This is a genomic window from Arthrobacter sp. OAP107, assembly GCF_040546765.1.
Classification (GTDB): Bacteria; Actinomycetota; Actinomycetes; order Actinomycetales; family Micrococcaceae; genus Arthrobacter.
Map to the genome: position 1 here is coordinate 2,262,250 of NZ_JBEPOK010000001.1, position 19,944 is coordinate 2,282,193.

The window sequence follows — 19,944 nt, forward strand, 5'->3', positions numbered from 1 at the left end:
GTCGTTACGGTGGAACTGTTCTAGTGTGAAGAAAGTCCGGACAAACCGGATTTTTTGGGGAGATACGAAGGCGTACAGGAGCGACCATGCCGTTAACAAAGAAAGTCCTGGCCATTGTCCTTGCAGGGGGCGAGGGAAACCGTCTTATGCCGCTGACGGCAGACCGGGCGAAACCTGGCGTGCCTTTTGCCGGCAGTTACCGCCTCATCGACTTCGCGCTGTCCAACCTCGTCAACTCCCGGTACCTGCAGATCGTGGTCCTGACGCAGTACAAGTCCCACAGCCTTGACCGCCACATCTCCGAGACGTGGCGGATGTCCACGCAGCTCGGCAACTACGTCGCCTCCGTCCCGGCCCAGCAGCGCGTCGGCAAGAGCTGGTTCCTGGGCAGCGCCAACGCCATCTACCAGTCCCTGAACCTGATCCATGACGCCAACCCGGACATCGTCGTCGTGGTGGGTGCCGACCACGTTTACCGCATGGACTTCGCCCAGATGGTTGAGCAGCACGTCCTGAGCGGCGCGAAGGCCACGGTGGCCGCCGTCCGCCAGCCCCTGAACATGGCGAACCAGTTCGGCGTCATCGAGGTGGACCCCGAAGACCCGCAGAAGATCGCTGCGTTCGTGGAGAAACCCGCCTCCACCCCGGGCCTGGCCGCAGATCCCACGCAGTTCCTCGCATCCATGGGCAACTACGTCTTTGACGCCGACGCCCTGGTGGACGCCCTCCACGTCGACGCGGAACGGCTGGACACCAAGCACGACATGGGCGGGGACATCATCCCCTACTTCGTGAACCAGGGACAGGCCGGGGTGTACGACTTCACCCTCAACGACATTCCCGGCTCCACCGAACGGGACAGGACGTACTGGCGCGACGTAGGCACCATCGACTCCTTCTACGACGCCCACATGGACCTGATCTCGCCGCTGCCGGTGTTCAACCTGTACAACTCCGAATGGCCCATCTACACGCGCCAGAGCATCGCCCCGCCCGCCAAGTTCGTCCGCGGTGAAAACAACACCGTGGGAACGGCCCTCGATTCCATCGTGGCCAGCGGCGTGGTCATCTCCGGCGGCATCGTGGAGGGCTCCGTGCTGTCCAACGACGTCTACGTCGGGTCGGCCAGCCGCGTCATCGACTCGGTGCTCATGGACAAGGTCCAGATCGGCGAAGGCGCCGTGGTGCGCCGGGCCATCATCGACAAGAACGTCAAGGTGCCCGCCGGAGCGGCCATCGGCCTCGATCCTGAGCTGGACCGCGCCCGCGGCTTCAAGGTGACTGACTCGGGCATCACTGTGCTCTCCAAGGGCCAGGCTGTTCCTGAGCCGGGCGACGAGGAGCGGGCGCTGTCTGCCGCCAACCTGCACTTGGTCCCGGATGCGGTGAAGGCCGCCACGGAGAACTGGCCCGAGGTCCGCAACTCAGTTGAACAGGTGGGCAAGGGCCAGGCTGCCGCCGTGGGCGTTGACTCCCCGGCCCAGCAGGCCGTCCGTTCCTGATCCCCTGTTCAAGGGATTTCCTTGAGGCAGGTCTGACCCTCCGCAGGCTGTAAAATCAGATCAATGAGCTCCGCCGATCTGACGCCTGAAGAGATTCAGGCCTGCCTCAAGGTTTTGAACACCATCCACGTCTACGACGAGGAGCACCCCGACTACGTCTCGGTGCGCCGCGCCACCGGCAAGATGTTCAAGGCGGTCAAGCGGCACCGCCGCGTCACCAAGCGCGACCTGATCGCGGAAGCGGACCGCGCCGTCATTGCCCAGACCGCCACGGCCGCACCGGACCGGATCGACGACGAGACGCGCGGCAACAAGCTCGCCCCGTCCGCCACGGGCAAGGTCGCCGGCCACCTCATCAGGTCCCGGCCCTGCTACATCTGCAAGCAGCACTACACCCAGGTGGACGCCTTCTACCACCAGCTGTGCCCCGAATGCGCGGCGTTCAGCCATTCCAAGCGCGATGCACGCACTGACCTCACCGGCCGGCGCGCCCTGCTGACCGGCGGCCGTGCCAAGATTGGCATGTACATCGCCCTGCGGCTGCTGCGCGACGGCGCGCACACCACCATCACCACGCGCTTCCCCAAGGACGCCGCGCGCCGCTTCGCCGCCATGGAGGACAGCGGGGACTGGCTGCACCGGCTGAAGATCGTGGGCATCGACCTCCGCGACCCCTCGCAGGTCATGGCACTGACCGACGACCTCAATGCCGCCGGGCCGCTGGACATCATCATCAACAACGCCGCCCAGACGGTGCGCCGCTCCGGCAATGCCTACAAGCCGCTGGTGGATGCCGAGGACGAGCCGCTCCCCGCAGCCCTGGAGGCAGCCAATGGAGGCCCGGAACTCGTGACCTTCGGCCACGCGCACGACAAGCACCCCCTCGCGATCGCCAGCAGCGTCACCGAGCACCCGGTGCTGGCAGGCGACGCTGTCACCTCGCTGGCGCTCTCCACCGGTTCGGCGTCCCTGGAGCGCATCGCCGCCGGAACGGCCATCGACGCCGGCGGCCTGGTCCCGGACCTCGCCACCATCAACAGCTGGACGCAGGTGGTGGACGAGGTGGATCCGCTGGAGATGCTTGAGGTGCAGCTCTGCAACGTCACCGCTCCCTTCCTGCTGGTCAGCCGGCTGCGGGATGCCATGAAACGGTCCACTGCCCGCCGCAAGTACATCGTCAACGTCTCCGCCATGGAGGGCCAGTTCTCCCGCGCGTACAAGGGGCCCGGGCACCCGCACACCAATATGGCCAAGGCGGCCCTGAACATGATGACCCGGACCAGTGCCCAGGAGATGCTGGAGACCGACGGGATTCTCATGACCGCCGTCGATACCGGATGGATCACCGACGAACGTCCGCACTACACCAAGGTCCGGCTGATGGAGGAAGGCTTCCACGCGCCCCTGGACCTGGTGGACGGCGCGGCCAGGGTCTACGACCCCATCGTCATGGGCGAAAAGGGCGAAGACCAGTACGGGGTGTTCCTGAAGGATTACAAAGCAAGCCCCTGGTAGAACCGGGACTGTCTTTCTCGCGGTGCTGACCGGCCACCGCTTCAAGTGGCAGCCCCGCACATCCGGTCAACCCGGATCGATGACCGCCGCAGGGCGTCGTTCGAGTAGCCAGCTGCGCTCTGGCGGGACCTACGGCTCCAGCGTAGGCTCTGGTCCATGACGAACGTTCAGCCTACCGACGCTTCCCAACATTCCGTCGAGCATCTGGACTCCAGCCAGTGCTGGAGCCTGCTCCGGCAGGTTTCGGTTGGCAGGTTGGCTGTCTGGGTGGAGGACCACCCGGATATTTTTCCGCTCAACTACACCGTGGACCACGGCACGCTGGTGTTCCGCACTGCCGAGGGCACCAAGCTTGGTGGCGCCCTCGGGGAATCCCCTGTGGCCCTGGAAGCCGATGGCGTGGATGCCGATTCGGGGATGGCCTGGAGCGTGGTGGTCAAGGGGAAGGCCGCGGCGCTCAAGGGCACCGATGAGATCCTCGATTCCGCGAGCCTCTACCTTTTCCCGTGGCAGGCAGGCCAGAAGGACCACTTCGTCCGCATTACGCCTGATTCGGTCACGGGCCGGCGCTTCAAGGTCACGCCGCCGCTCACCTGGTGGACCCAGCTCAGCGGCGCGGTGAAGGCCTCGCCGGAGTGACCCGCCCGTACTGGCTTAGGCCAGGCGGGTGATCTCCACGCTCACGCTCAGGTTCGAGCCGCCGCCGCCGGACAGGATGCCCTTCAGCGGAGGCACGTCCCGGTAGTCGCGGCCGCGGGCCACCGTCACGTGGAAGTCGCCGGCCGGCTTGTGGTTGGTCGGGTCCCAGCTGCGCCATTCGCCGTCCCACCATTCCAGCCACGCGTGGGACTGGCCGGCCACCGTCTCACCGATGTCCGCCGTCGAACGCGGGTGCAGGTAACCGGAGACGTAACGGGCCGGGATGCGGCAGCTGCGCAGTGCGCCGATAGCGAGGTGGGCCAGGTCCTGGCAGACGCCCTGGCGTTGGTTCCAGGCTTCCTCGGCGTTGGTGGTGACCCCGGTGGTGCCCTTCATGTAGGTCATCTCGCCGCGCATCCACGCGAAGATGGCCATGGCGGCCTCATGCGGGTTCTTGCCCTCCACCACGCCGGGGATGATGCCGAGGACCTCCTCCCCCGGGCCGGTCAGCTGTGACTGCGGGACCCAGTCGCTGAACTGGTTCAGCGTCTCGGGGGAAGCAAGGTCGTCCCAGCCCACAATGTCGGCCTCCGACGGAACACGCACCGCCCGGTGAACCTCCACGGTGGTGGTGGCCAGGACTTCCAGGTGCTCATGCGGCATCTGCATGTCGAACGCGGTGACCCTGGTGCCCCAGTAGTCGCGGTAGCTGCTGACCGCGGCCTGCGACGGCGTGACCTTCATGGAGGACTCCAGCACCACCTGCTGCGGGTCCGTCAGCGGCGTCATGCGTGCCTCGTTGTAGGACAGCGTGACGCGCCGCTTGTACTTGTAGCCGGTCCGGTGGACGATGCTCAGCCGGGTCATGAAACTTCTCCCACCCAGGCCAGTTCATCCGCCTGATTGAAGTACTTACGGGAAATGGCGTCGGACGCCTGGGCGACGGCCTTCTGCACGCGCTCCATGTGCTCCGGAAGCTCGGACATGAGGTCGTCCGTGCGGTGGAACTCCAGGAACGTGCGGGCCTGGCCCACGATCCGGCGGGCGTCGTTGATGAAGCCGACGCGCTGGGCCGAGGGGTCCAGCTTGGCCAGGCAGTCGTCGGCGTCGCGCAGGGCGTAGACGATGGAGCGCGGAAACAGCCGGTCCAGCAGAAGGAACTCGGCCGCGTGCTGGTCGCCGAACGCGGCGCGGCGGGTCCGCAGGAAGGACTCATAGGCGCCGGCGCAGCGGAGCATGTTCACCCACGACATGCCTGCGGAGAGGACGTCACGGGTGGAGAGCATCCGGGCAGTCATGTCGGCACGCTCCAGCGAACGGCCCAGTGCCAGGAAGAGCCAGCTGTCATCGTGGCTGACCGTCGTGTCGGCCAGGCCGCTGACCATGGCGGTGCGCTCGAGCACCCAGTGGCAGAAGCGGTACGTGCCCACCACGTCCTTGCGGTGCTGGTTCAGCCCGTAGTACGTGGTGTTGAGGCTCTCCCAGAGGCCGGACGACACCGTTTCGCGGGCACGCCGGGCGTTCTCGCGGGCGGCGCCAAGGGACCCGGCAATCGAGGTGGCGCTGTGCTTGTCGTAGGCGAGGGCGTGGAGCAGTTCCTCCAGCCCGAAGTCCTCGCTCTGCGGGCGCGCACCCATGACGCCGAGCAGTTCGCGGGCAACGCTGCGCCGCTCATCGGTGGGCAGGTGGTTCAGGCGCTCCAGGTGGACGTCGAGGATGCGGGCCGTGCCGTCGGCACGTTCGACGTAGCGGCCGATCCAGAACAGGGATTCGGCAATTCGGCTAAGCATTCGCGGGTACCTCCTGCGCGTCAGAAATCTGCTGCTGCTGCTGTTCCGACTGCCGGTCGCGCCAGTTGCTCTCGACCGGCCACACGGAGACCCGCTCGCGGACGGTGACGGACGGCCGCGGCAGCCGCTCCACCGGTACCTGCGGCGAACCGGCCAGCACCCACGTGTCCTTCGACCCGCCGCCCTGGCTGGAATTCACGATCAGTGACCCTTCCTTCAGGGCCACCCGGGTGAGCCCGCCCGGCAGCACCCAGACGTCGTCGCCGTCGTTGACCGCGAACGGGCGGAGGTCGACGTGCCGGGGGCCGAACTTGTCGCCGCTGAGCGTGGGCACGGTGGACAGCTGCAGCACCGGCTGCGCGATCCAGCCGCGGGGGTCGGCAATGATGCGCTTGCGCAGCGCCTCCAGTTCGTCGTGGGACGCGTCCGGGCCGATCACCAGGCCCTTGCCGCCCGAGCCGTCCACGGGCTTGACCACGAGTTCGTCCAGCCGGTCCAGGACATGCTCGCGGGCTTCCTTCTCCTCGAGGCGGAAGGTGTCCACGTTGGCGATCACGGGTTCCTCGCCGAGGTAGTACCGGATCAGGTCCGGAACGTAGCTGTAGACGAGCTTGTCGTCCGCGACGCCGTTGCCCACGGCGTTGGCGATGGTGACGCCTCCTGCACGGGCGGCGTTGACCAGGCCGGGGCAGCCCAGCATGGAGTCGGAGCGGAACTGCAGGGGATCGAGGAAGTCGTCGTCGATGCGCTTGTAGATGACGTCCACGCGCTGCTCGCCGGCGGTAGTGCGCATGTACACGCGGTTGCCGCGGCAGATGAGGTCGCGGCCCTCCACGAGCTCCACCCCCATCAGGCCGGCCAGCAGGGTGTGCTCGAAGTAGGCGCTGTTGAAGACCCCGGGGGTGAGCACCACCACAGTGGGGTCGTCCACGCCCGACGGCGCCGTCTTGCGGAGGGCGGAAAGCAGCCGGCGCGGGTACTCCTCCACCGGGCGGATGAGCTGCTGGCCGAAGGCCTCCGGGAGGCCCTTTGCCATGGCACGGCGGTTCTCCAGCACGTAGCTCACCCCGGACGGCACGCGGACGTTGTCCTCCAGGACCCGAAAAGTCCCCGCGGCGTCCCGCACCACGTCGATGCCGGAGATGTGCACCCGGACCCCGCCGGCAGGTTCAAAGCCGTGCACGGCGCGGTGGAAGTGGGCGCTGGTGGTGATCAGCTGGCGCGGGATCACGCCGTCGGACACCACGGTCATCTTGTCGTAGACGTCGTTCAGGAACGCCTCGAGGGCGCGCACCCGCTGGGCGACGCCGCGTTCCAGCACGTCCCACTCACTGGCAGGGATGACGCGCGGCACGATGTCCAGCGGAAACGGGCGCTCCTCGCCCGCGAAGTCGAAGGTCACGCCGCGGTCCAGGAACGTTCTCGCCATCGAGTCCGCCCGCGCGCTGACGTCCGCCAGGGACAGCTCCCGCAGGGCACCGGCAACCTGGCCGTACGACTGGCGTGCTTTCTGCCCGGGGGCAAACATCTCGTCGTAGGCGCCGGTGCGGCCGGCAGCCTCGGAGTAATCCTGGAATAGGTCAGACATGGTCATTAGCCAACCACCTTTTTGTTGCGAATTCATTTCCCGTTCCGCCCTGGCGTGTTGGCGGGACTTCCGGTTGGTCTTTGGCGTCGACGTCCGGCAAGGTTGGGAGGTGCCAGACTTCCGACTCCCGCCGCCGCTGCCGTCGCAGTTGCGCGGGATGACGCATCAGAACCTTACCCGGATTCTGCCCGGCCTGCTCACCGCCGTCGTCGCCCTGGCCTTCGCGTTCGCCATCCATGCCGCCGTGCCGGCGCTGCCGGCCATGACGCTGGCCGTGGTCCTTGGCCTGCTGGCGGCCAACCTGCCCGGCACGGCGGTGTGGACGGCCGGGCGGGCCCGGCCGGGGCTCGACTTCGCCGGCAAGCACCTGATGCGCGGCGGCATCGTGCTCCTGGGTCTGAAGGTGAGCCTCTCCGACGTGCTGGGCCTCGGTTGGCTGGCCCTCCTGCTGATCGCGGCTGTGGTGGTGGCCAGCTTCGCCGGCACCTACGGGATTTCCCGGCTGTTCCGGCTTCCGGCCGACACGGCCCTGCTGATCGCCACCGGGTTTTCCATCTGCGGGGCCTCGGCGATCGGCGCGATGGCGGCTGTGCGGCGGATCAGCCACCGGGACACGGTCCTTCCGGTCGCGCTCGTGACGCTGTGCGGGACGCTGGCCATCGGCGTGCTGCCTCTGCTGGTCCATCCGCTGCAGCTGAGCACCGAGGCCTTTGGTGCGTGGACCGGTGCCTCGGTCCACGACGTGGGGCAGGTGGTGGCCACGGCGCAAACCGCGGGTCCGGCGGCGCTGGCTCTCGCCGTCGTCGTTAAGCTCACCCGGGTGATTCTGCTGGCACCCATGGCGGCCATGGCCGGGGCAGAACAGCGGATCCGGCACCGTCGGGAGGCAGGCCGCCAGAGGGCAGGCGGCAGTACGGCAGGCGGCCGGGACGGGGGATCTGCTGCGGGCAAGCCTCCGATTGTTCCGCTGTTCGTAATCGGTTTCATCGCGATGGTGGCGCTGCGTTCCAGCGGCTGGCTCTCCGCCGGGTGGCTGGAGGCAGCGGCCGGCCTGCAGGACGTGCTGCTGGGCGCGGCCCTGTTCGGCCTGGGCTCGGCGGTGCGCATCCGCGCCCTGCTGCACACCGGGGCGCGCGCCGTGCTGGCCGCCCTCGCGGCGTGGCTGCTGATCGCGGCCCTGGGCCTGGCCGCCGCGCTGCTCATGGTGCAGTAACGCCCATGGTTCAATAGCTGGGTGCCGAACCAGAATCTCCAGCGCAGCGAAGCGGCAGAGCGTTCCGCCCTGATCACCACCCACAGCTACGACGTCGCGCTAGACGTCCGCAGCGCACCGGATCCGGATAAGGCCGGTTACACCAGCCGCAGCACTATCTCCTTTTCGGCCGTGCAGCCGGGTGCGTCCACCTTCCTGGACTTCATCGCCGGTGACGTGCACAGCGTGGTCCTCAACGGCGTGGAACTGCCGGTCGCGGACGTGGTGGACGGGGCACGGATCCGGCTGGACAACCTGCAGGCCGAGAACAGGGTGACGGTCACCGGAACTGCGCTGTACAGCAGTTCGGGCGAGGGCATGCACCGGTTCTTCGACCCGGCTGATGGCCAGTGCTACCTTTACACCCAGTACGAGCCGGCCGATGCCCGCCGGGTGTTCGCGAACTTCGAACAGCCCGACCTCAAGGCCCGCTTCACGTTCTCCGTCACCGCCCCGGCCGGCTGGGAGGTGGCCTCCAACGGCGCCGTGGCGGCGCGCCTGCCCCTGGCAGGGGACGCCGCGGCCTCCCGCTGGGACTTCGTACCCACCCTGCCGATGTCCACGTACATCACCACCGTCCTGGCCGGCCCCTACTTCAAGGCCGAGGACCACTGGAGCAGGACGGACGACGGCGGGACACGCCTTGACGTGCCGCTGGCACTTTACTGCCGGGCCTCCATGGCGCCCTCGTTCGACACCCCAGAGCTGTTCAGGCTCACCAAGCAGGGGCTTGACTTCTTCAACGGGCTGTTCGACTACCCGTATCCGTGGGGCAAGTACGATCAGGCCTTCGTGCCCGAATACAACCTCGGGGCCATGGAGAACCCGGGCCTGGTCACGTTCACGGAAGACTACGTGTTCACCTCCCGGGCCACCGATTCCCAGTACCAGGGCCGCGCCAACACCCTGCTGCACGAGATGGCCCACATGTGGTTCGGCGACCTCGTAACCATGCAGTGGTGGGACGACCTGTGGCTGAAGGAGTCCTTCGCGGACTACATGGGCACCCTCGCCGTGGACAGTGCCACGGACTGGGACACCGCCTGGGTCAACTTCGCGAACAACCGCAAGGCCTGGGCCTACGTGCAGGACCAACTGCCCACCACCCACCCGATCGTCGCCGACATCCCGGACCTCGAGGCGGCCAAGCAGAACTTCGACGGCATCACCTACGCGAAGGGGGCCTCCGTCCTGAAGCAGCTCGTGGCGTACGTCGGCTTCGACGCCTTCATTGCCGGCTCCCGGCAGTATTTCAGGGACCACGAGTACGGCAACACCACGCTCGCTGACCTCCTCGGCGCCCTGGCCGCATCCTCCGGCCGCGACCTCACCACCTGGGCGAGGCAGTGGCTCCAGACTTCCGGCATCTCAACGCTGAGCGCCGAACTGGAGACCGCTGGGGCGGCTGACGGCACTCCCACTCCCGGCGGAGGCATCCTCGAGCGGGTCACGCTGCTGCAGGACGCTTCCGATCCCGTCACCGGGCAGCAGGAGCCGCGCCCGCACCGGCTGCGGATCGGGCTGTACAACTTCGGCGCCGACGGCGGGCTGGTCCGCACGGATTCCGTGGAGACCGACCTGGCCGGCGGAGCCCAGGAAATAGCTGCCCTCGCCGGGAAGGGCCGGCCGGCGCTGCTGCTGGTCAATGACGAGGACCTGACCTACGCCAAGGTCCGGCTCGACCGCGGCTCCGAGGCCACCGTCCGGTCATCGCTGGACCGGATCAGCGACCCCATGGCCCGCGCCCTGAGCTGGTCCGCGCTGTGGAATTCGGCCCGCGACGGCATTACGCCGGCGTCGCAGTACGTGGATGCTGTCCTTCGCTTCGCTGCCGCCGAGACCGGCATCGGCGTTCTCCTGAACATCCTGGGCAACGCCACCCTTGCCATTGAGCAGTATGTTCCGGCCACGGAGCGCGAAGCCCTGCGGAAGTCCTTTGCCGAGGGTGCGGCACGGGAACTGTACGCTGCGGAGCCGGGCTCGGACCAGCAGCTTGCGTGGGCCAGGACGCTTGCCACGGTCAGCCGGACCGAGGGCAGCCAGGCGGTGCTGCTCCGCGGCCTGCTGGACGGCAGTGAGCGGGTACCCGGACTGGCTGTGGACGCGGAGCTCCGCTGGAGCCTGTGGCACGCGCTGGCTGCCCGCGGCCTGGCCACTGTCCAGGAGCTCGACGCCGAGCTGGCCAGGGACACCACAGCGTCCGGCCAGACCGGCCACGCCACGGCGCTGGCCGCCCGGCCTGGGGCGGCGGTCAAGGCGGCGGCCTGGGACGCCGCAGTGCGCCGGGCGGAGCTCTCCAACCAGTTGCTCAGCGCCACCATCGCAGGGTTCAATACCGCCTCTGAAGAACTCCTGGACCCGTTCGTGGAACCGTACTTCGAGTGCCTGGAAACGGTGTGGGCGCAGCGGAGCATCGAAATCGCCACCCGGATCGTCCGCGGACTTTACCCCGGCGTCCAGCATCTGGGCCCGGCGAACAACCCGGACGACCATCCCGTGCTGGCACGCACTGACCGCTGGCTCGCGGAGCACCCGGACGCCCCGCGTGCCCTGCGCCGGATCATCGTCGAACAGCGGAGCCAGCTGCACCGCTCGCTGTCGGCGCAGGCGGTGTCAGCGGGGGTCTAGGGCACCCGGTGCAGCCATGCGTCCGTGCCGAACTTTGACGCGACGCGCTCACGGGCGGTTGCCAGTTCCTGGTCCGTGATCTCCGACGGCGTGGCCCCGTAGCGCTCGGCGAAGACCTCCATCATGGCCGCCACGATTTCGGCGCGGGCCAGGCCTGTCTGGCGGCGCAGCGGGTCCACGCGCTTCTTGGCGCTGGTAGTTCCCTTGTCCGAGAGCTTTTCCTTGCCGATCCGGAGCACGTCCACCATCTTGTCGGCGTCGATGTCATAGCTCATGGTGACGTGGTGGAGCATGCCGCCGTTTGCGAGCCGCTTCTGTGCCGCGCCGCCGATTTTGCCCTGTCCGGTGGCGATGTCGTTGAGCGGAACGTAGAAGGCGTCGATCCCCAGCTTCTTCAAGGCGGCCATGACCCAGGCGTCGAGGAACGCGTAGGAGTCGGCGAAGCTGATGCCGTCCACGAGGGTCTGCGGCAGGTAGAGCGAGTACGTGATGCAGTTGCCCGCCTCCATGAACATCGCTCCCCCGCCGCTGATGCGGCGTACAACGGTGATGCCGTGCCGGGACACACCGTCGGGATGCACCTCGTTGCGGTACGACTGGAAGCTGCCGATCACCACCGACGGTTCCTCCCAGTCCCAGAAGCGGATGGTGGGGTTGCGACGCCCGGCGCCGACCTCCTCGGTAAGCACCTCGTCCAGCGCCACATTCAGGTGCGTGGGCAGGACGCTCGGCGGGATGATGCTCCAGCGGTGGTCCGTCCATGCAGTGGCCTTGGCCAGGGCCCGGCGGACGGCGATGGCCACGGCGTCGGCGGTGAACCCGAACAGGACCGTGTCCTCCGGGAGGGAGGCCTCCACGGCGGCGGTGATCTCGGCCGCGGTCGAACTTTCCGGCAGTCCCTTCAAGGCTCCGTTGATGGCCAGAAGGGCCTCGTCCGGTTCGAGGAAGAAATCGCCGCTAAGGGAGACGTCCGTGAAGGCGCCGTCCTCGACGTCCAGGTCCACCACCACGAGCTTGCCGCCCGGGACCTTGTATTCACCGTGCAGCCGCGGGGCTGCTTCCTCAATTGCAGAATCTGGCGTGGCAGTCATGCCTTCCATCCTGCCCCACAAACGCGAAAAGCCCGCACCGTTGCCGGTGCGGGCTTTCCAAAGAACCTTGGGGAGAAGTGAATTACTTCTTGCCGCCGAAGCCCTTGAAGCGAGCGTTGAAGCGCTCGACGCGGCCAGCGGAGTCCATGATGCGCTGCTTGCCCGTGTAGAACGGGTGGGACTCGGAGGAGATTTCGACGTCGATGACCGGGTAGGTGTTGCCGTCTTCCCACTCGATGGTCTTCGAGGAAGACACGGTGGAGCGGGTCAGGAACTTCGTGCCGGAGGCCAGGTCGTTGAAAACAACAGCTTCGTACTTCGGGTGGATATCAGACTTCATAATGGGACCTTTTGTTCACGCAGCTGGATTTTGCCAGTTGCCAGGTATGAATGGGATGGCTTCCGTCCGTGCTTCGGCCGGCGCAAGGCCAGCGAAAAACACAGGGGAACCAGCTATCAATCATAGCGGATCGCGGAGGAACTAACGAACCCCGGCCTTCCGGCGGGTTCAGCCCCGCGGCCGCAACTCCCAGAAGGCGACGGCGGACGCCGCCGCCACGTTCAAGGAGTCCACACCCGCCCGCATCGGGATCTTCACAGCGAGGTCGACGGCGGCAAGCGTCTCAGCGCTCAAGCCGGCACCTTCCGTGCCCAGCACCAGGGCGAGCCGCTCCGGGTTTCCTGCCGCCAGCGCGTCCAGGTCCACGGCATCGTCGGTGAGTTCCATCGCCGCCACCGTGAAGCCCTGCTCCTTGAGGAGTGTGAGATCCTGCGGCCAGCTTTCCAGCCTGGCCCACGGCACCTGGAAGACGGTGCCCATGCTGACCCGGACGCTGCGGCGGTACAGCGGGTCGCCGCAGCGGGGCGAGACCAGCACGGCGTCGACGTCGAGCGCCGCTGCCGACCGGAAGATCGCGCCCACGTTCGTGTGGTCCACGATGTCCTCCAGGACGGCCACGCGCCGGGCCCCGGCCAGCAGTTCCGGCAGCGGTACAGGCGCCGGGCGGTGCATGGCCGCCATGGCTCCGCGGTGGAGGTGGAATCCGGTGATTTCCTCCAGGAGTCCGGCGCTGCCGATGTATGCCGGGACGTCGGGGTACTGCTCGAAGATGTCCGCGAGGTCCGCAACCCACTTTTCGGCGAGGAAGAAGGACCGCGGCCGGTGCCCGGCGGCGAGGGCGCGCCGCAGGACGCGGGAGGATTCGGCGATGTACATGCCCTCGGCGGGCTCGCGCAGCTTCCGCAGGTGCACGTCCGTCAGCTGGGTGTAGTCGGCGACGCGTGGATCGGCAGCCGACTCGAGATAGTGGAAAGTCACCTGGTAGTCATTTCAGTCATTACTTGAGCAGGTTCGCGACCAGGAAGCCGAGCGCCACCAGGCCGAGGGCAAAAATCACGCCGCGCAGTACGGGCGGCGACAGCCGGCGGCCCACCTTGGCGCCGACGAGGCCGCCGATGAGGGAGCTGACGGCGATGATGGCCACCACCGTCCAGTTGATCCGGTCGAAGGCAAACAGCAGATAGGACGCGGCCGCGATCAGGTTCACGCCCAGCACCAGGACGTTCTTCATGGCGTTGGCGTTCTGGATGGTGCCCGTCATGAAGACGCCGAGGATGCCCACCAGCAGGATTCCCTGCGCCGCAACGAAGTACCCGCCATACACACCGGCGAGGAAGACGAGGACCACCAGCAATACGCCGTGGTGCTTGTCCCGCAGGGCATGCTCGGGATTTTCCTCACGGTTCCGTACCCATTGCTGGAGCCGGGGCTGGAACACCACCATCAGCAGGGCCAGGACAATCAGCACCGGCGCCGCGTAGTGGAATACCTTCTCAGGCAGGTGGAGCAGGAGCCAGGCGCCGCTGATCCCGCCCAACAGGGATGCCGGGAGGAGCCGCAGGAGCTGGCGGCCGCGGCCCTTCAGCTCCCGGCGGTAACCCCAGGCCCCGGCTGCGCCGCCGGCCACCAGGCCCATGGCATTGCTCATCGAGGCCGTCACGGGTGCGATGCCCAGTGCGATCAGCACCGGGAAGGTGACCAGGGTTCCGGACCCGACGACGCTGTTGATGGTGCCGGCCCAGAGACCGGCGAAGAACACAAGGATGCCGCTGAAAAACTCCACGTGTGCCGGCCGCCCCGCTAGCGGCGGGCGGTTGCCGTGTAACGGCCGGCGTTCACCGAAACGTCCAGGGGCAGGCCGAACGTCTGGCTCAGGTTACCGGAGGTGAGGACCTCGTTTACGGGCCCGGCCGCCACGACTTCGCCGTCGCGCATGAGCATGGCGTGGGTGAAGCCCGGGGGTACTTCCTCGAGGTGGTGGGTGACCAGCACGATCGCGGGGGCGTCCTCGTCCATGGCCAGCTGGCTGAGGCGGTGCACCAGGTCCTCGCGGCCGCCGAGATCCAGGCCGGCGGCGGGCTCGTCGAGCAGCAGCAGTTCGGGGTCTGTCATGAGGGCCCGGGCGATCTGCACGCGCTTGCGCTCACCCTCGGAGAGCGTGGAGAACTTGCGGTTGAGGAGCGGGCCCATGCCCCAGTCATTCAGGAGGGCGAAGGCACGGCGTTCGTCGTCCTTCTCGTAGCCTTCGCGCCAGCGGCCGGTCACGCCGTAGGCCGCGGTGACGACGACGTTGAGCACCTTCTCGTACTCGGGAATCTGGTTGGCCAGAGCGGCCGAGGAGAGGCCGATCCGCGGCCGCAGCTCGAAGACGTCCACCTTTCCGAGGCTTTCGTCCAGAATGCCGGCGATGCCGCTGGTGGGGTGAAGCCGGGCCGCGGCGATCTGCAGCAGAGTGGTCTTGCCGGCGCCGTTGGGGCCCAGAATGACCCACCGCTCGCCTTCCCTGACCTGCCAATCCACCTTGCTCAGGAGCGTTTTGGCTCCGCGCACAACGCTGACGGCGGCCATTTCAAGAACATCACTCATAGAAGTAGACACTAGGACAAAACACGGTGCGACTGATAACCGGTAACGCCGGCCGTCGGCCGACCGTCTCCATTTATGACAATATATGCGTATGAACGCAGATAAGCATCCTTGCAGGCTCGACGTGGACAGCCAGTACGTGGAGCTGGCGGTGGAGATTTTCGCCATGCTGGCAGACGCCACCAGGGTGCGGATTATCCTGGCCCTGCGCGAGGGTGAGATGGCCGTGGGCGCCCTGGCCGAAGTGGTCGGAAAGTCGCCGGCGGCGGTCTCCCAGCACCTGGCCAAGATGCGGCTGGCGCGCATGGTGTCCACCCGCCAGGACGGAACCAGGGTCCTCTACCGGCTCGAAAACGAGCACGCACGCCAGCTCGTCGCGGATGCAATCTTCCAGGCCGAGCACGCGCTCGGCGGGCAGCCGGCCCACCACCGCATGAAGGGAGCGGCATCGTGAGCGACCGGACAGTGAATGACCGGACTGTGAATGACCGGACTGTGAATGACCGGAAAGTGACTATCGGGACTGAGGGCGGCGAGGGGCATCATCACCACGACCACGGGCAAGACCACCCGCACGGTCGTTCAGGCGATCATGGCCACTCACACGGACACGATCACTTACACGGCCATGATCACGCCCACACGCATCACAAGGGGCTGAAGGGCTGGCTTTTCGGGCTGTTCGTCCCGCACACCCATGACGCCGCCGATTCCGTGGATGACGCTCTCGAGGCCAGCGAGCAGGGCATCCGGGCGTTGAAGATCAGCCTGTTCCTGCTCCTCGGGACCACCGTCCTGCAATTCCTCGTGGTCCTGGTGAGCGGTTCGGTCGCGCTGCTGGCTGACACCATTCACAACTTCTCCGACGCCCTGACCGCCCTTCCCCTGTGGATCGCGTTCATCCTGGGCCGCCGCGCGGCCACCCGCCGCTACACCTACGGCTTCGGCAGGGCAGAGGATCTGGCAGGGCTGTTCATCGTGGCCGTGGTTGCCCTTTCGGCGGTGCTGGCTGCCTGGCAGTCGGTGGACAGGCTGCTCCACCCGCAGGCGCTGCAGAACCTGGGCTGGGTCATGGGTGCAGGACTGATCGGCTTCGCCGGAAACGAGGCCGTGGCGATCTACCGCATCAGGATTGGGCGCAGGATCGGCTCGGCTGCGCTGGTGGCAGACGGCGTCCATGCGCGGATGGATGGCTTCACCTCGCTGGCGGTGGTGCTTGGCGCCGGCGGCGTCATGCTCGGCTTCCCGCTGGCGGACCCCATCGTTGGCCTGCTGATCTCGGCGGCCATCATCATCCTGCTGTGGGGAACCGTCGGCAGCATCGGGCGCCGGCTGATGGACGGAATCGAGCCGGAACTGGTGGACCGCGCGCGCAGCACCCTTGAAGGCACACCAGGAGTCGTTGATGTGAAACGCGTTCAGCTGCGGTGGGTCGGGCACCGCCTCCAGGGTGCGGCGACCATCGGCGTCGACGACGGAACCAGCCTTCTGCTGGCTGAGCAGACCATGCACGAGGCCGGGCACCGGCTCCGCCACGCCCTGCCCAAGCTCGACGAGATGACTCTCACCCCGGTGCCCGCGTCAACCCGACCTGTGACCGCCTGACCAGGGTCAGCCTGACCCGCATCAGCCTGAGCGCGCCCTGCCCCGGTAGCGCCGGACGGCGTCGGCGTTTCAAAATGAAGATGCGGGAGCATCGGCCAGCCTGTTGACGAGGGACTCCGCCAGCCGCACTCCGTGCACGTTGTCATGGTTGAACTGCCTAAACCCATGACATCACAGTTGTTGTGTGTGTGGAGTTTTCCACGACAAGCACCTGCCCGAGGGGACCACGCAACTTGACCAGCACCGCCGAAGCAACCCGTACCACCCAGCGCCGAATCGTGCGGACCCTGTCGGTCGCGCAGATCTTCTCCGGCCTGGGCAACGGCTCAACCCTGGCCCTGGGCTCCATCCTGGCCGTCGACCTTTCAGGCTCCGAAGCGTGGGCGGGATCCGTCAACACCGCCCTCACCCTGGGCACGGCTGTCACAGCGATTCCGCTCTCGCGGCTGGCACTGCAGCGGGGCCGCCGCGTGGCTCTCACCACCGGCCTGGCCGCGGCGATCGCCGGCACCTTCCTGATGGTGACGGCAGTGACAGCGCAACTGTTCGTGGTCCTGCTGGCCGGATCCTTCCTCGTCGGCCTGGCTTCGGCGGTCAACCTGCAGGCCCGCTTCGCTGCCACGGACCTGGCCGAGCCGGCCCACCGGGGACGGGACCTGTCCCTGGTGGTGTGGGCGATCACCATCGGCGCCGTCGCGGGCCCCAATATGGTCTCCCCCGGAGCCGTCCTGGCCGGCTGGCTGGACATTCCGCCTGCTGCCGGCCCCTTCCTGATTTCCGCGCTGGGGATGGTAGTGGGCGCTGCCATCGTCGCAGTGTCCCTGCACCCGGACCCGCTCCTGACCCGCCGCGCCCTCGACGGGGCGGACCGTACACCTGCTGCAAAGCTTTCCGGCTCATGGCAGGAAGGATGGCGGATCGTCAAGCAGCATCCCACAGCCCGCGGAGCCGTGGTCGCAGTCGTTGCGGCCCACGCAGTAATGGTCGCCGTGATGTCCATGACACCGCTTCACATGCAGCACCACGCCGGACACGCTGCCGGTAACGCAGACACCATCGCACTGATCGGCCTGACAATCTCCCTGCACATCGCGGGCATGTACGCCCTGTCACCCGTGATGGGCGTCCTCACCGACCGCCTAGGGCCGCGCACCACCGCGCTGGCTGGCCTGCTCACCTTGCTCGCGGCTGTGGCACTGACCGGACTGGTGTCCCAGAACATGGGCTCGGTGACCGTCGGCCTGATCCTTCTCGGACTGGGCTGGTCGGCAACCACCGTAGCCGGTTCCACCCTGCTCGTCGCTTCCCTCACACCTGCTGAACGTGTCCCGGTGCAGGGGTTCTCCGACGCCACGATGTCCCTGGCCGGGGCAGTGGGAAGCGCGGCCGCAGGGCCTGTCATGGGCCTGACCGGCTACTCCGGCGTCAGTGCCCTGGCGGCGGCTGTGGTCGCCGCCGCAGCCGTGGCGCTGCTACGCCTGCGCGTCCGGAGCTGACGGATCAGAAACCCGCAGACTGCTTGGTGCCCGGCGGGTGCGCGCTGCGGAACGATTCTTCGCCGTGCCGTTCCGGGCAGTACCGTCCCAGGCAGTGCCGTGCCGGGCTGCGTCGGTGAACACCGCCACCGCCGCTACCACCAGAGCCACCCCAAAGGAAGCCACGACGTCGGTGAGCCAGTGATAGCCCAAATACAGCCGGCTTAAGCCAACCAGCGCCGTGACTGCAAAAGCCGCGGAGAACCAAAGTACCGCCGTCGTACGTGTCCCTGACCTTGACAGGACGAGGTAGGCGAGCACAACCGTGAACACGCCTATGCCTACGGTGTGGCCCGAGGGGAAGGACAGGGCGTCGTCCGGTCCGAGCAGGAAATCGGAGGCGGGAGGGCGCGACCGGGCGACGAATTGCTTGATGAGGGTTGTCAGCACAACGGCCAGCACCATGGCACCCATCAGCACAGCCGGGCGCCACAGCTCCCGCTTCCACAGCGCCCAGGCCAGGGCAAACACCGCGCCGATGACGCTTAGCGTTTCCGGCGCTGTCACTGTGGTCAGGGCCGCCAGGAGCACGGTGGCCGCAGGGTTCCGGGAATCCACCATCAGGCTGTGCACGGGACCATCCAGGGCGGCCAGCCCCGAATCCGACTGGACGGCAGCGAACATGACCCAGAAAACTGCATCGCCGGCCACCAGGAGGGCCCCGGCCCAGCAGAACAGGACCTGCTGCGAGGCTCTCAGCAAGGGCGCCGGGCGCAGGCGGGCAATCAGGGCAAAGAGCATCGGGCCATTCTGCCGGACCGGCCTCCGGGTAGGCCGGAGGTTTGCTGGGAGCCGGCTGGGGACTGCTGTTGTGCTGCCCGGCGGATGCCACGGCCGTGGCATCCGCGTGACGGATTCGGGCGGCGGCGCCGCGCTGGATAAGATTGAAGCCATGACTTCGAACGTGACTGCGGTCAGCTATGGCCTGAAACTCTCCCCCTCGGAACCGGAAATCCTGCGGTCCCTGCTGGCGGATTCCGGCGCCACCTTCGGGGAAGCCTCCAGCGCCGGTGACGCACGCTTCGAAGTCTGCACAGTGGACTTTTCCGTACCCTCTGGCTCCGCTGCGGACATTGCCGGACTGCGGCACGCGATCGCCGCCGCGAAGGAGGACGCGGAGCGGACCGGCGTGGACACCGCCATCGTTCCGGCCGAACTTCGGAACGCGGAACGCAAGCTGCTCATCATGGACGTTGACTCCACCCTGATCCAGCAGGAGGTCGTCGAACTCCTTGCCGCGTATGCCGGAAAGCGGGACGAAGTCACAGCCGTCACAGAAGCTGCCATGCGCGGTGAGCTCGACTTCGCGCAAAGCCTGCACGCCCGCGTGGCTGTCCTGGCGGGGCTGCCGGCCGCCGTCGTCGACTCGGTCATCGCGGAAGTGAAGCTGAGCGAGGGTGCCGCCGAACTGGTGGCCGCGTTTAAGGCCGCAGGCCATGCCGTGGCGGTGGTGTCCGGCGGCTTCAACCAGATCCTGCGCCCCATCGCGGAGGAACTCGGCATGGACTACTGGATCGCCAACGAGCTTGAGATCGTGGACGGGGCCCTGACCGGCAAGGTCCTCGGCGCCGTGATCGACCGCGCCGCCAAGGAAAAATACCTCCGCGATTGGTCGGCCGCCGAGGGCATTGCACTGGAGCACACCATCGCAGTCGGTGACGGCGCCAACGACCTTGACATGCTCGGCGCCGCGGGCATCGGCGTGGCCTTCAATGGCAAGCCCGCGGTCCGCGCCGTGGCTGACGCCGCCATCAACATGCCGTACCTCGACGCTGTGCGGCACATCGCCGGCGTCTGAACAAGTCCCCACTGGAAAGCCGGGAACTGGAGACCCGGGGGGAGCCGGTGGCCCGCCGGCGGGCCTGATCTTACG

Annotated in this window: 18 protein-coding genes; 9 read left to right on the forward strand and 9 right to left on the reverse strand. The window is 67.3% G+C overall.

Features of this window, described 5'->3' with window-relative positions:
- Positions 1 to 86 precede the first annotated feature (86 nt).
- From glgC to ABIE00_RS10610, 3 genes are all read left to right on the forward strand, one after another.
- Positions 87 to 1,502, forward strand: a complete 1,416-nt coding sequence (gene glgC, locus ABIE00_RS10600; RefSeq protein ID WP_354259963.1) for a glucose-1-phosphate adenylyltransferase — start codon at positions 87 to 89, stop codon at positions 1,500 to 1,502.
- Positions 1,503 to 1,565: 63 nt separating this feature from the next.
- Positions 1,566 to 3,017: an SDR family NAD(P)-dependent oxidoreductase gene (locus ABIE00_RS10605; protein WP_354259966.1), complete on the forward strand. Its 1,452-nt coding sequence runs from the start codon at positions 1,566 to 1,568 to the stop codon at positions 3,015 to 3,017.
- A 156-nt stretch (positions 3,018 to 3,173) separates the two neighbouring features.
- Positions 3,174 to 3,656, forward strand: a complete 483-nt coding sequence (locus tag ABIE00_RS10610; RefSeq protein WP_354259969.1) for a pyridoxamine 5'-phosphate oxidase family protein — start codon at positions 3,174 to 3,176, stop codon at positions 3,654 to 3,656.
- A 15-nt stretch (positions 3,657 to 3,671) separates the two neighbouring features.
- Here the strand turns inward: ABIE00_RS10610 and ABIE00_RS10615 are convergent, their stop codons facing one another.
- Genes ABIE00_RS10615 through ABIE00_RS10625 form a run of 3 tightly spaced genes read right to left on the reverse strand, consistent with a single transcriptional unit; the run spans position 3,672 to position 7,034 of the window.
- Positions 3,672 to 4,523, reverse strand: a complete 852-nt coding sequence (locus tag ABIE00_RS10615; RefSeq protein ID WP_354259972.1) for a transglutaminase family protein — start codon at positions 4,521 to 4,523, stop codon at positions 3,672 to 3,674.
- On the reverse strand, positions 4,520 to 5,446 hold the full coding sequence (locus ABIE00_RS10620) for an alpha-E domain-containing protein (protein WP_331568815.1): 927 nt from the start codon (positions 5,444 to 5,446) through the stop codon (positions 4,520 to 4,522). Before ABIE00_RS10620 ends, ABIE00_RS10615 begins: the two co-directional genes overlap by 4 nt.
- Positions 5,439 to 7,034: a circularly permuted type 2 ATP-grasp protein gene (locus ABIE00_RS10625; RefSeq protein ID WP_354263320.1), complete on the reverse strand. Its 1,596-nt coding sequence runs from the start codon at positions 7,032 to 7,034 to the stop codon at positions 5,439 to 5,441. The genes ABIE00_RS10620 and ABIE00_RS10625 overlap by 8 nt, the downstream gene beginning before the upstream one ends.
- Before the next feature lie 157 nt (positions 7,035 to 7,191).
- Between ABIE00_RS10625 and ABIE00_RS10630 the strand changes: the two genes are divergently transcribed.
- Together ABIE00_RS10630 and pepN are read left to right on the forward strand one after the other, a co-directional pair.
- Positions 7,192 to 8,247 carry a YeiH family protein gene (locus ABIE00_RS10630; RefSeq protein ID WP_354259975.1) on the forward strand — a complete coding sequence of 352 codons (1,056 nt, stop codon included), beginning with the start codon at positions 7,192 to 7,194 and terminating at the stop codon, positions 8,245 to 8,247.
- Positions 8,248 to 8,268: 21 nt separating this feature from the next.
- Positions 8,269 to 10,914: an aminopeptidase N gene (gene pepN / locus ABIE00_RS10635; RefSeq protein ID WP_354259978.1), complete on the forward strand. Its 2,646-nt coding sequence runs from the start codon at positions 8,269 to 8,271 to the stop codon at positions 10,912 to 10,914.
- On the opposite strand, the gene lplAB is transcribed toward pepN, so the two are convergent.
- The 5 genes from lplAB to ABIE00_RS10660 form a co-directional block, all read right to left on the reverse strand.
- Positions 10,911 to 12,005, reverse strand: coding sequence for a lipoate-protein ligase LplAB (gene lplAB, locus ABIE00_RS10640; protein WP_354259981.1), 1,095 nt, complete (start codon positions 12,003 to 12,005; stop codon positions 10,911 to 10,913). The two genes, pepN and lplAB, sit on opposite strands and share 4 nt — an antisense overlap.
- A gap of 82 nt (positions 12,006 to 12,087) precedes the next feature.
- Positions 12,088 to 12,345, reverse strand: coding sequence for a type B 50S ribosomal protein L31 (locus ABIE00_RS10645; protein ID WP_003802336.1), 258 nt, complete (start codon positions 12,343 to 12,345; stop codon positions 12,088 to 12,090).
- Between the two features lie 168 nt (positions 12,346 to 12,513).
- Positions 12,514 to 13,323 (reverse strand): TrmH family RNA methyltransferase, encoded by an 810-nt coding sequence (locus tag ABIE00_RS10650; RefSeq protein ID WP_354259985.1) that lies wholly within the window; start codon positions 13,321 to 13,323, stop codon positions 12,514 to 12,516.
- Between the two features lie 19 nt (positions 13,324 to 13,342).
- Positions 13,343 to 14,128 (reverse strand): sulfite exporter TauE/SafE family protein, encoded by a 786-nt coding sequence (locus ABIE00_RS10655; RefSeq protein ID WP_354259988.1) that lies wholly within the window; start codon positions 14,126 to 14,128, stop codon positions 13,343 to 13,345.
- 17 nt (positions 14,129 to 14,145) lie between these two features.
- Positions 14,146 to 14,931: an ABC transporter ATP-binding protein gene (locus ABIE00_RS10660; protein WP_354259991.1), complete on the reverse strand. Its 786-nt coding sequence runs from the start codon at positions 14,929 to 14,931 to the stop codon at positions 14,146 to 14,148.
- Positions 14,932 to 15,022: 91 nt separating this feature from the next.
- Between ABIE00_RS10660 and ABIE00_RS10665 the strand changes: the two genes are divergently transcribed.
- The 3 genes from ABIE00_RS10665 to ABIE00_RS10675 all read left to right on the forward strand — a co-directional run bounded on the left by ABIE00_RS10665 (position 15,023) and on the right by ABIE00_RS10675 (position 18,032).
- Positions 15,023 to 15,385, forward strand: coding sequence for an ArsR/SmtB family transcription factor (locus tag ABIE00_RS10665; protein WP_354259993.1), 363 nt, complete (start codon positions 15,023 to 15,025; stop codon positions 15,383 to 15,385).
- A gap of 56 nt (positions 15,386 to 15,441) precedes the next feature.
- Complete coding sequence (locus ABIE00_RS10670) at positions 15,442 to 16,536, forward strand: cation diffusion facilitator family transporter (protein WP_354259996.1); 1,095 nt, start codon at positions 15,442 to 15,444, stop codon at positions 16,534 to 16,536.
- A 233-nt stretch (positions 16,537 to 16,769) separates the two neighbouring features.
- Positions 16,770 to 18,032 carry an MFS transporter gene (locus ABIE00_RS10675; RefSeq protein ID WP_354259999.1) on the forward strand — a complete coding sequence of 421 codons (1,263 nt, stop codon included), beginning with the start codon at positions 16,770 to 16,772 and terminating at the stop codon, positions 18,030 to 18,032.
- On the opposite strand, the gene ABIE00_RS10680 is transcribed toward ABIE00_RS10675, so the two are convergent.
- Positions 18,009 to 18,812: a phosphatase PAP2 family protein gene (locus ABIE00_RS10680; protein ID WP_354260002.1), complete on the reverse strand. Its 804-nt coding sequence runs from the start codon at positions 18,810 to 18,812 to the stop codon at positions 18,009 to 18,011. The genes ABIE00_RS10675 and ABIE00_RS10680 overlap by 24 nt on opposite strands.
- 151 nt (positions 18,813 to 18,963) lie before the next feature.
- Here ABIE00_RS10680 and serB point away from each other — a divergent pair, with 151 nt between their 5' ends.
- Positions 18,964 to 19,869, forward strand: a complete 906-nt coding sequence (gene serB, locus ABIE00_RS10685; protein ID WP_354260005.1) for a phosphoserine phosphatase SerB — start codon at positions 18,964 to 18,966, stop codon at positions 19,867 to 19,869.
- Positions 19,870 to 19,944: the final 75 nt, after the last annotated feature.

Coding starts and splice junctions, on each gene's coding strand:
- glgC (WP_354259963.1), top strand. CDS start 87: ATGCCGTTAACAAAGAAAGTCCTGGCCATTGTCCTTGCAGGGGGCGAG.
- lplAB (WP_354259981.1), bottom strand. CDS start 12,005: ATGACTGCCACGCCAGATTCTGCAATTGAGGAAGCAGCCCCGCGGCTG.
- ABIE00_RS10615 (WP_354259972.1), bottom strand. CDS start 4,523: ATGACCCGGCTGAGCATCGTCCACCGGACCGGCTACAAGTACAAGCGG.
- ABIE00_RS10645 (WP_003802336.1), bottom strand. CDS start 12,345: ATGAAGTCTGATATCCACCCGAAGTACGAAGCTGTTGTTTTCAACGAC.
- ABIE00_RS10620 (WP_331568815.1), bottom strand. CDS start 5,446: ATGCTTAGCCGAATTGCCGAATCCCTGTTCTGGATCGGCCGCTACGTC.
- serB (WP_354260005.1), top strand. CDS start 18,964: ATGACTTCGAACGTGACTGCGGTCAGCTATGGCCTGAAACTCTCCCCC.
- ABIE00_RS10630 (WP_354259975.1), top strand. CDS start 7,192: ATGACGCATCAGAACCTTACCCGGATTCTGCCCGGCCTGCTCACCGCC.
- ABIE00_RS10665 (WP_354259993.1), top strand. CDS start 15,023: ATGAACGCAGATAAGCATCCTTGCAGGCTCGACGTGGACAGCCAGTAC.
- ABIE00_RS10660 (WP_354259991.1), bottom strand. CDS start 14,931: ATGAGTGATGTTCTTGAAATGGCCGCCGTCAGCGTTGTGCGCGGAGCC.
- ABIE00_RS10625 (WP_354263320.1), bottom strand. CDS start 7,034: ATGTCTGACCTATTCCAGGATTACTCCGAGGCTGCCGGCCGCACCGGC.
- ABIE00_RS10680 (WP_354260002.1), bottom strand. CDS start 18,812: ATGCTCTTTGCCCTGATTGCCCGCCTGCGCCCGGCGCCCTTGCTGAGA.
- ABIE00_RS10610 (WP_354259969.1), top strand. CDS start 3,174: ATGACGAACGTTCAGCCTACCGACGCTTCCCAACATTCCGTCGAGCAT.
- ABIE00_RS10605 (WP_354259966.1), top strand. CDS start 1,566: ATGAGCTCCGCCGATCTGACGCCTGAAGAGATTCAGGCCTGCCTCAAG.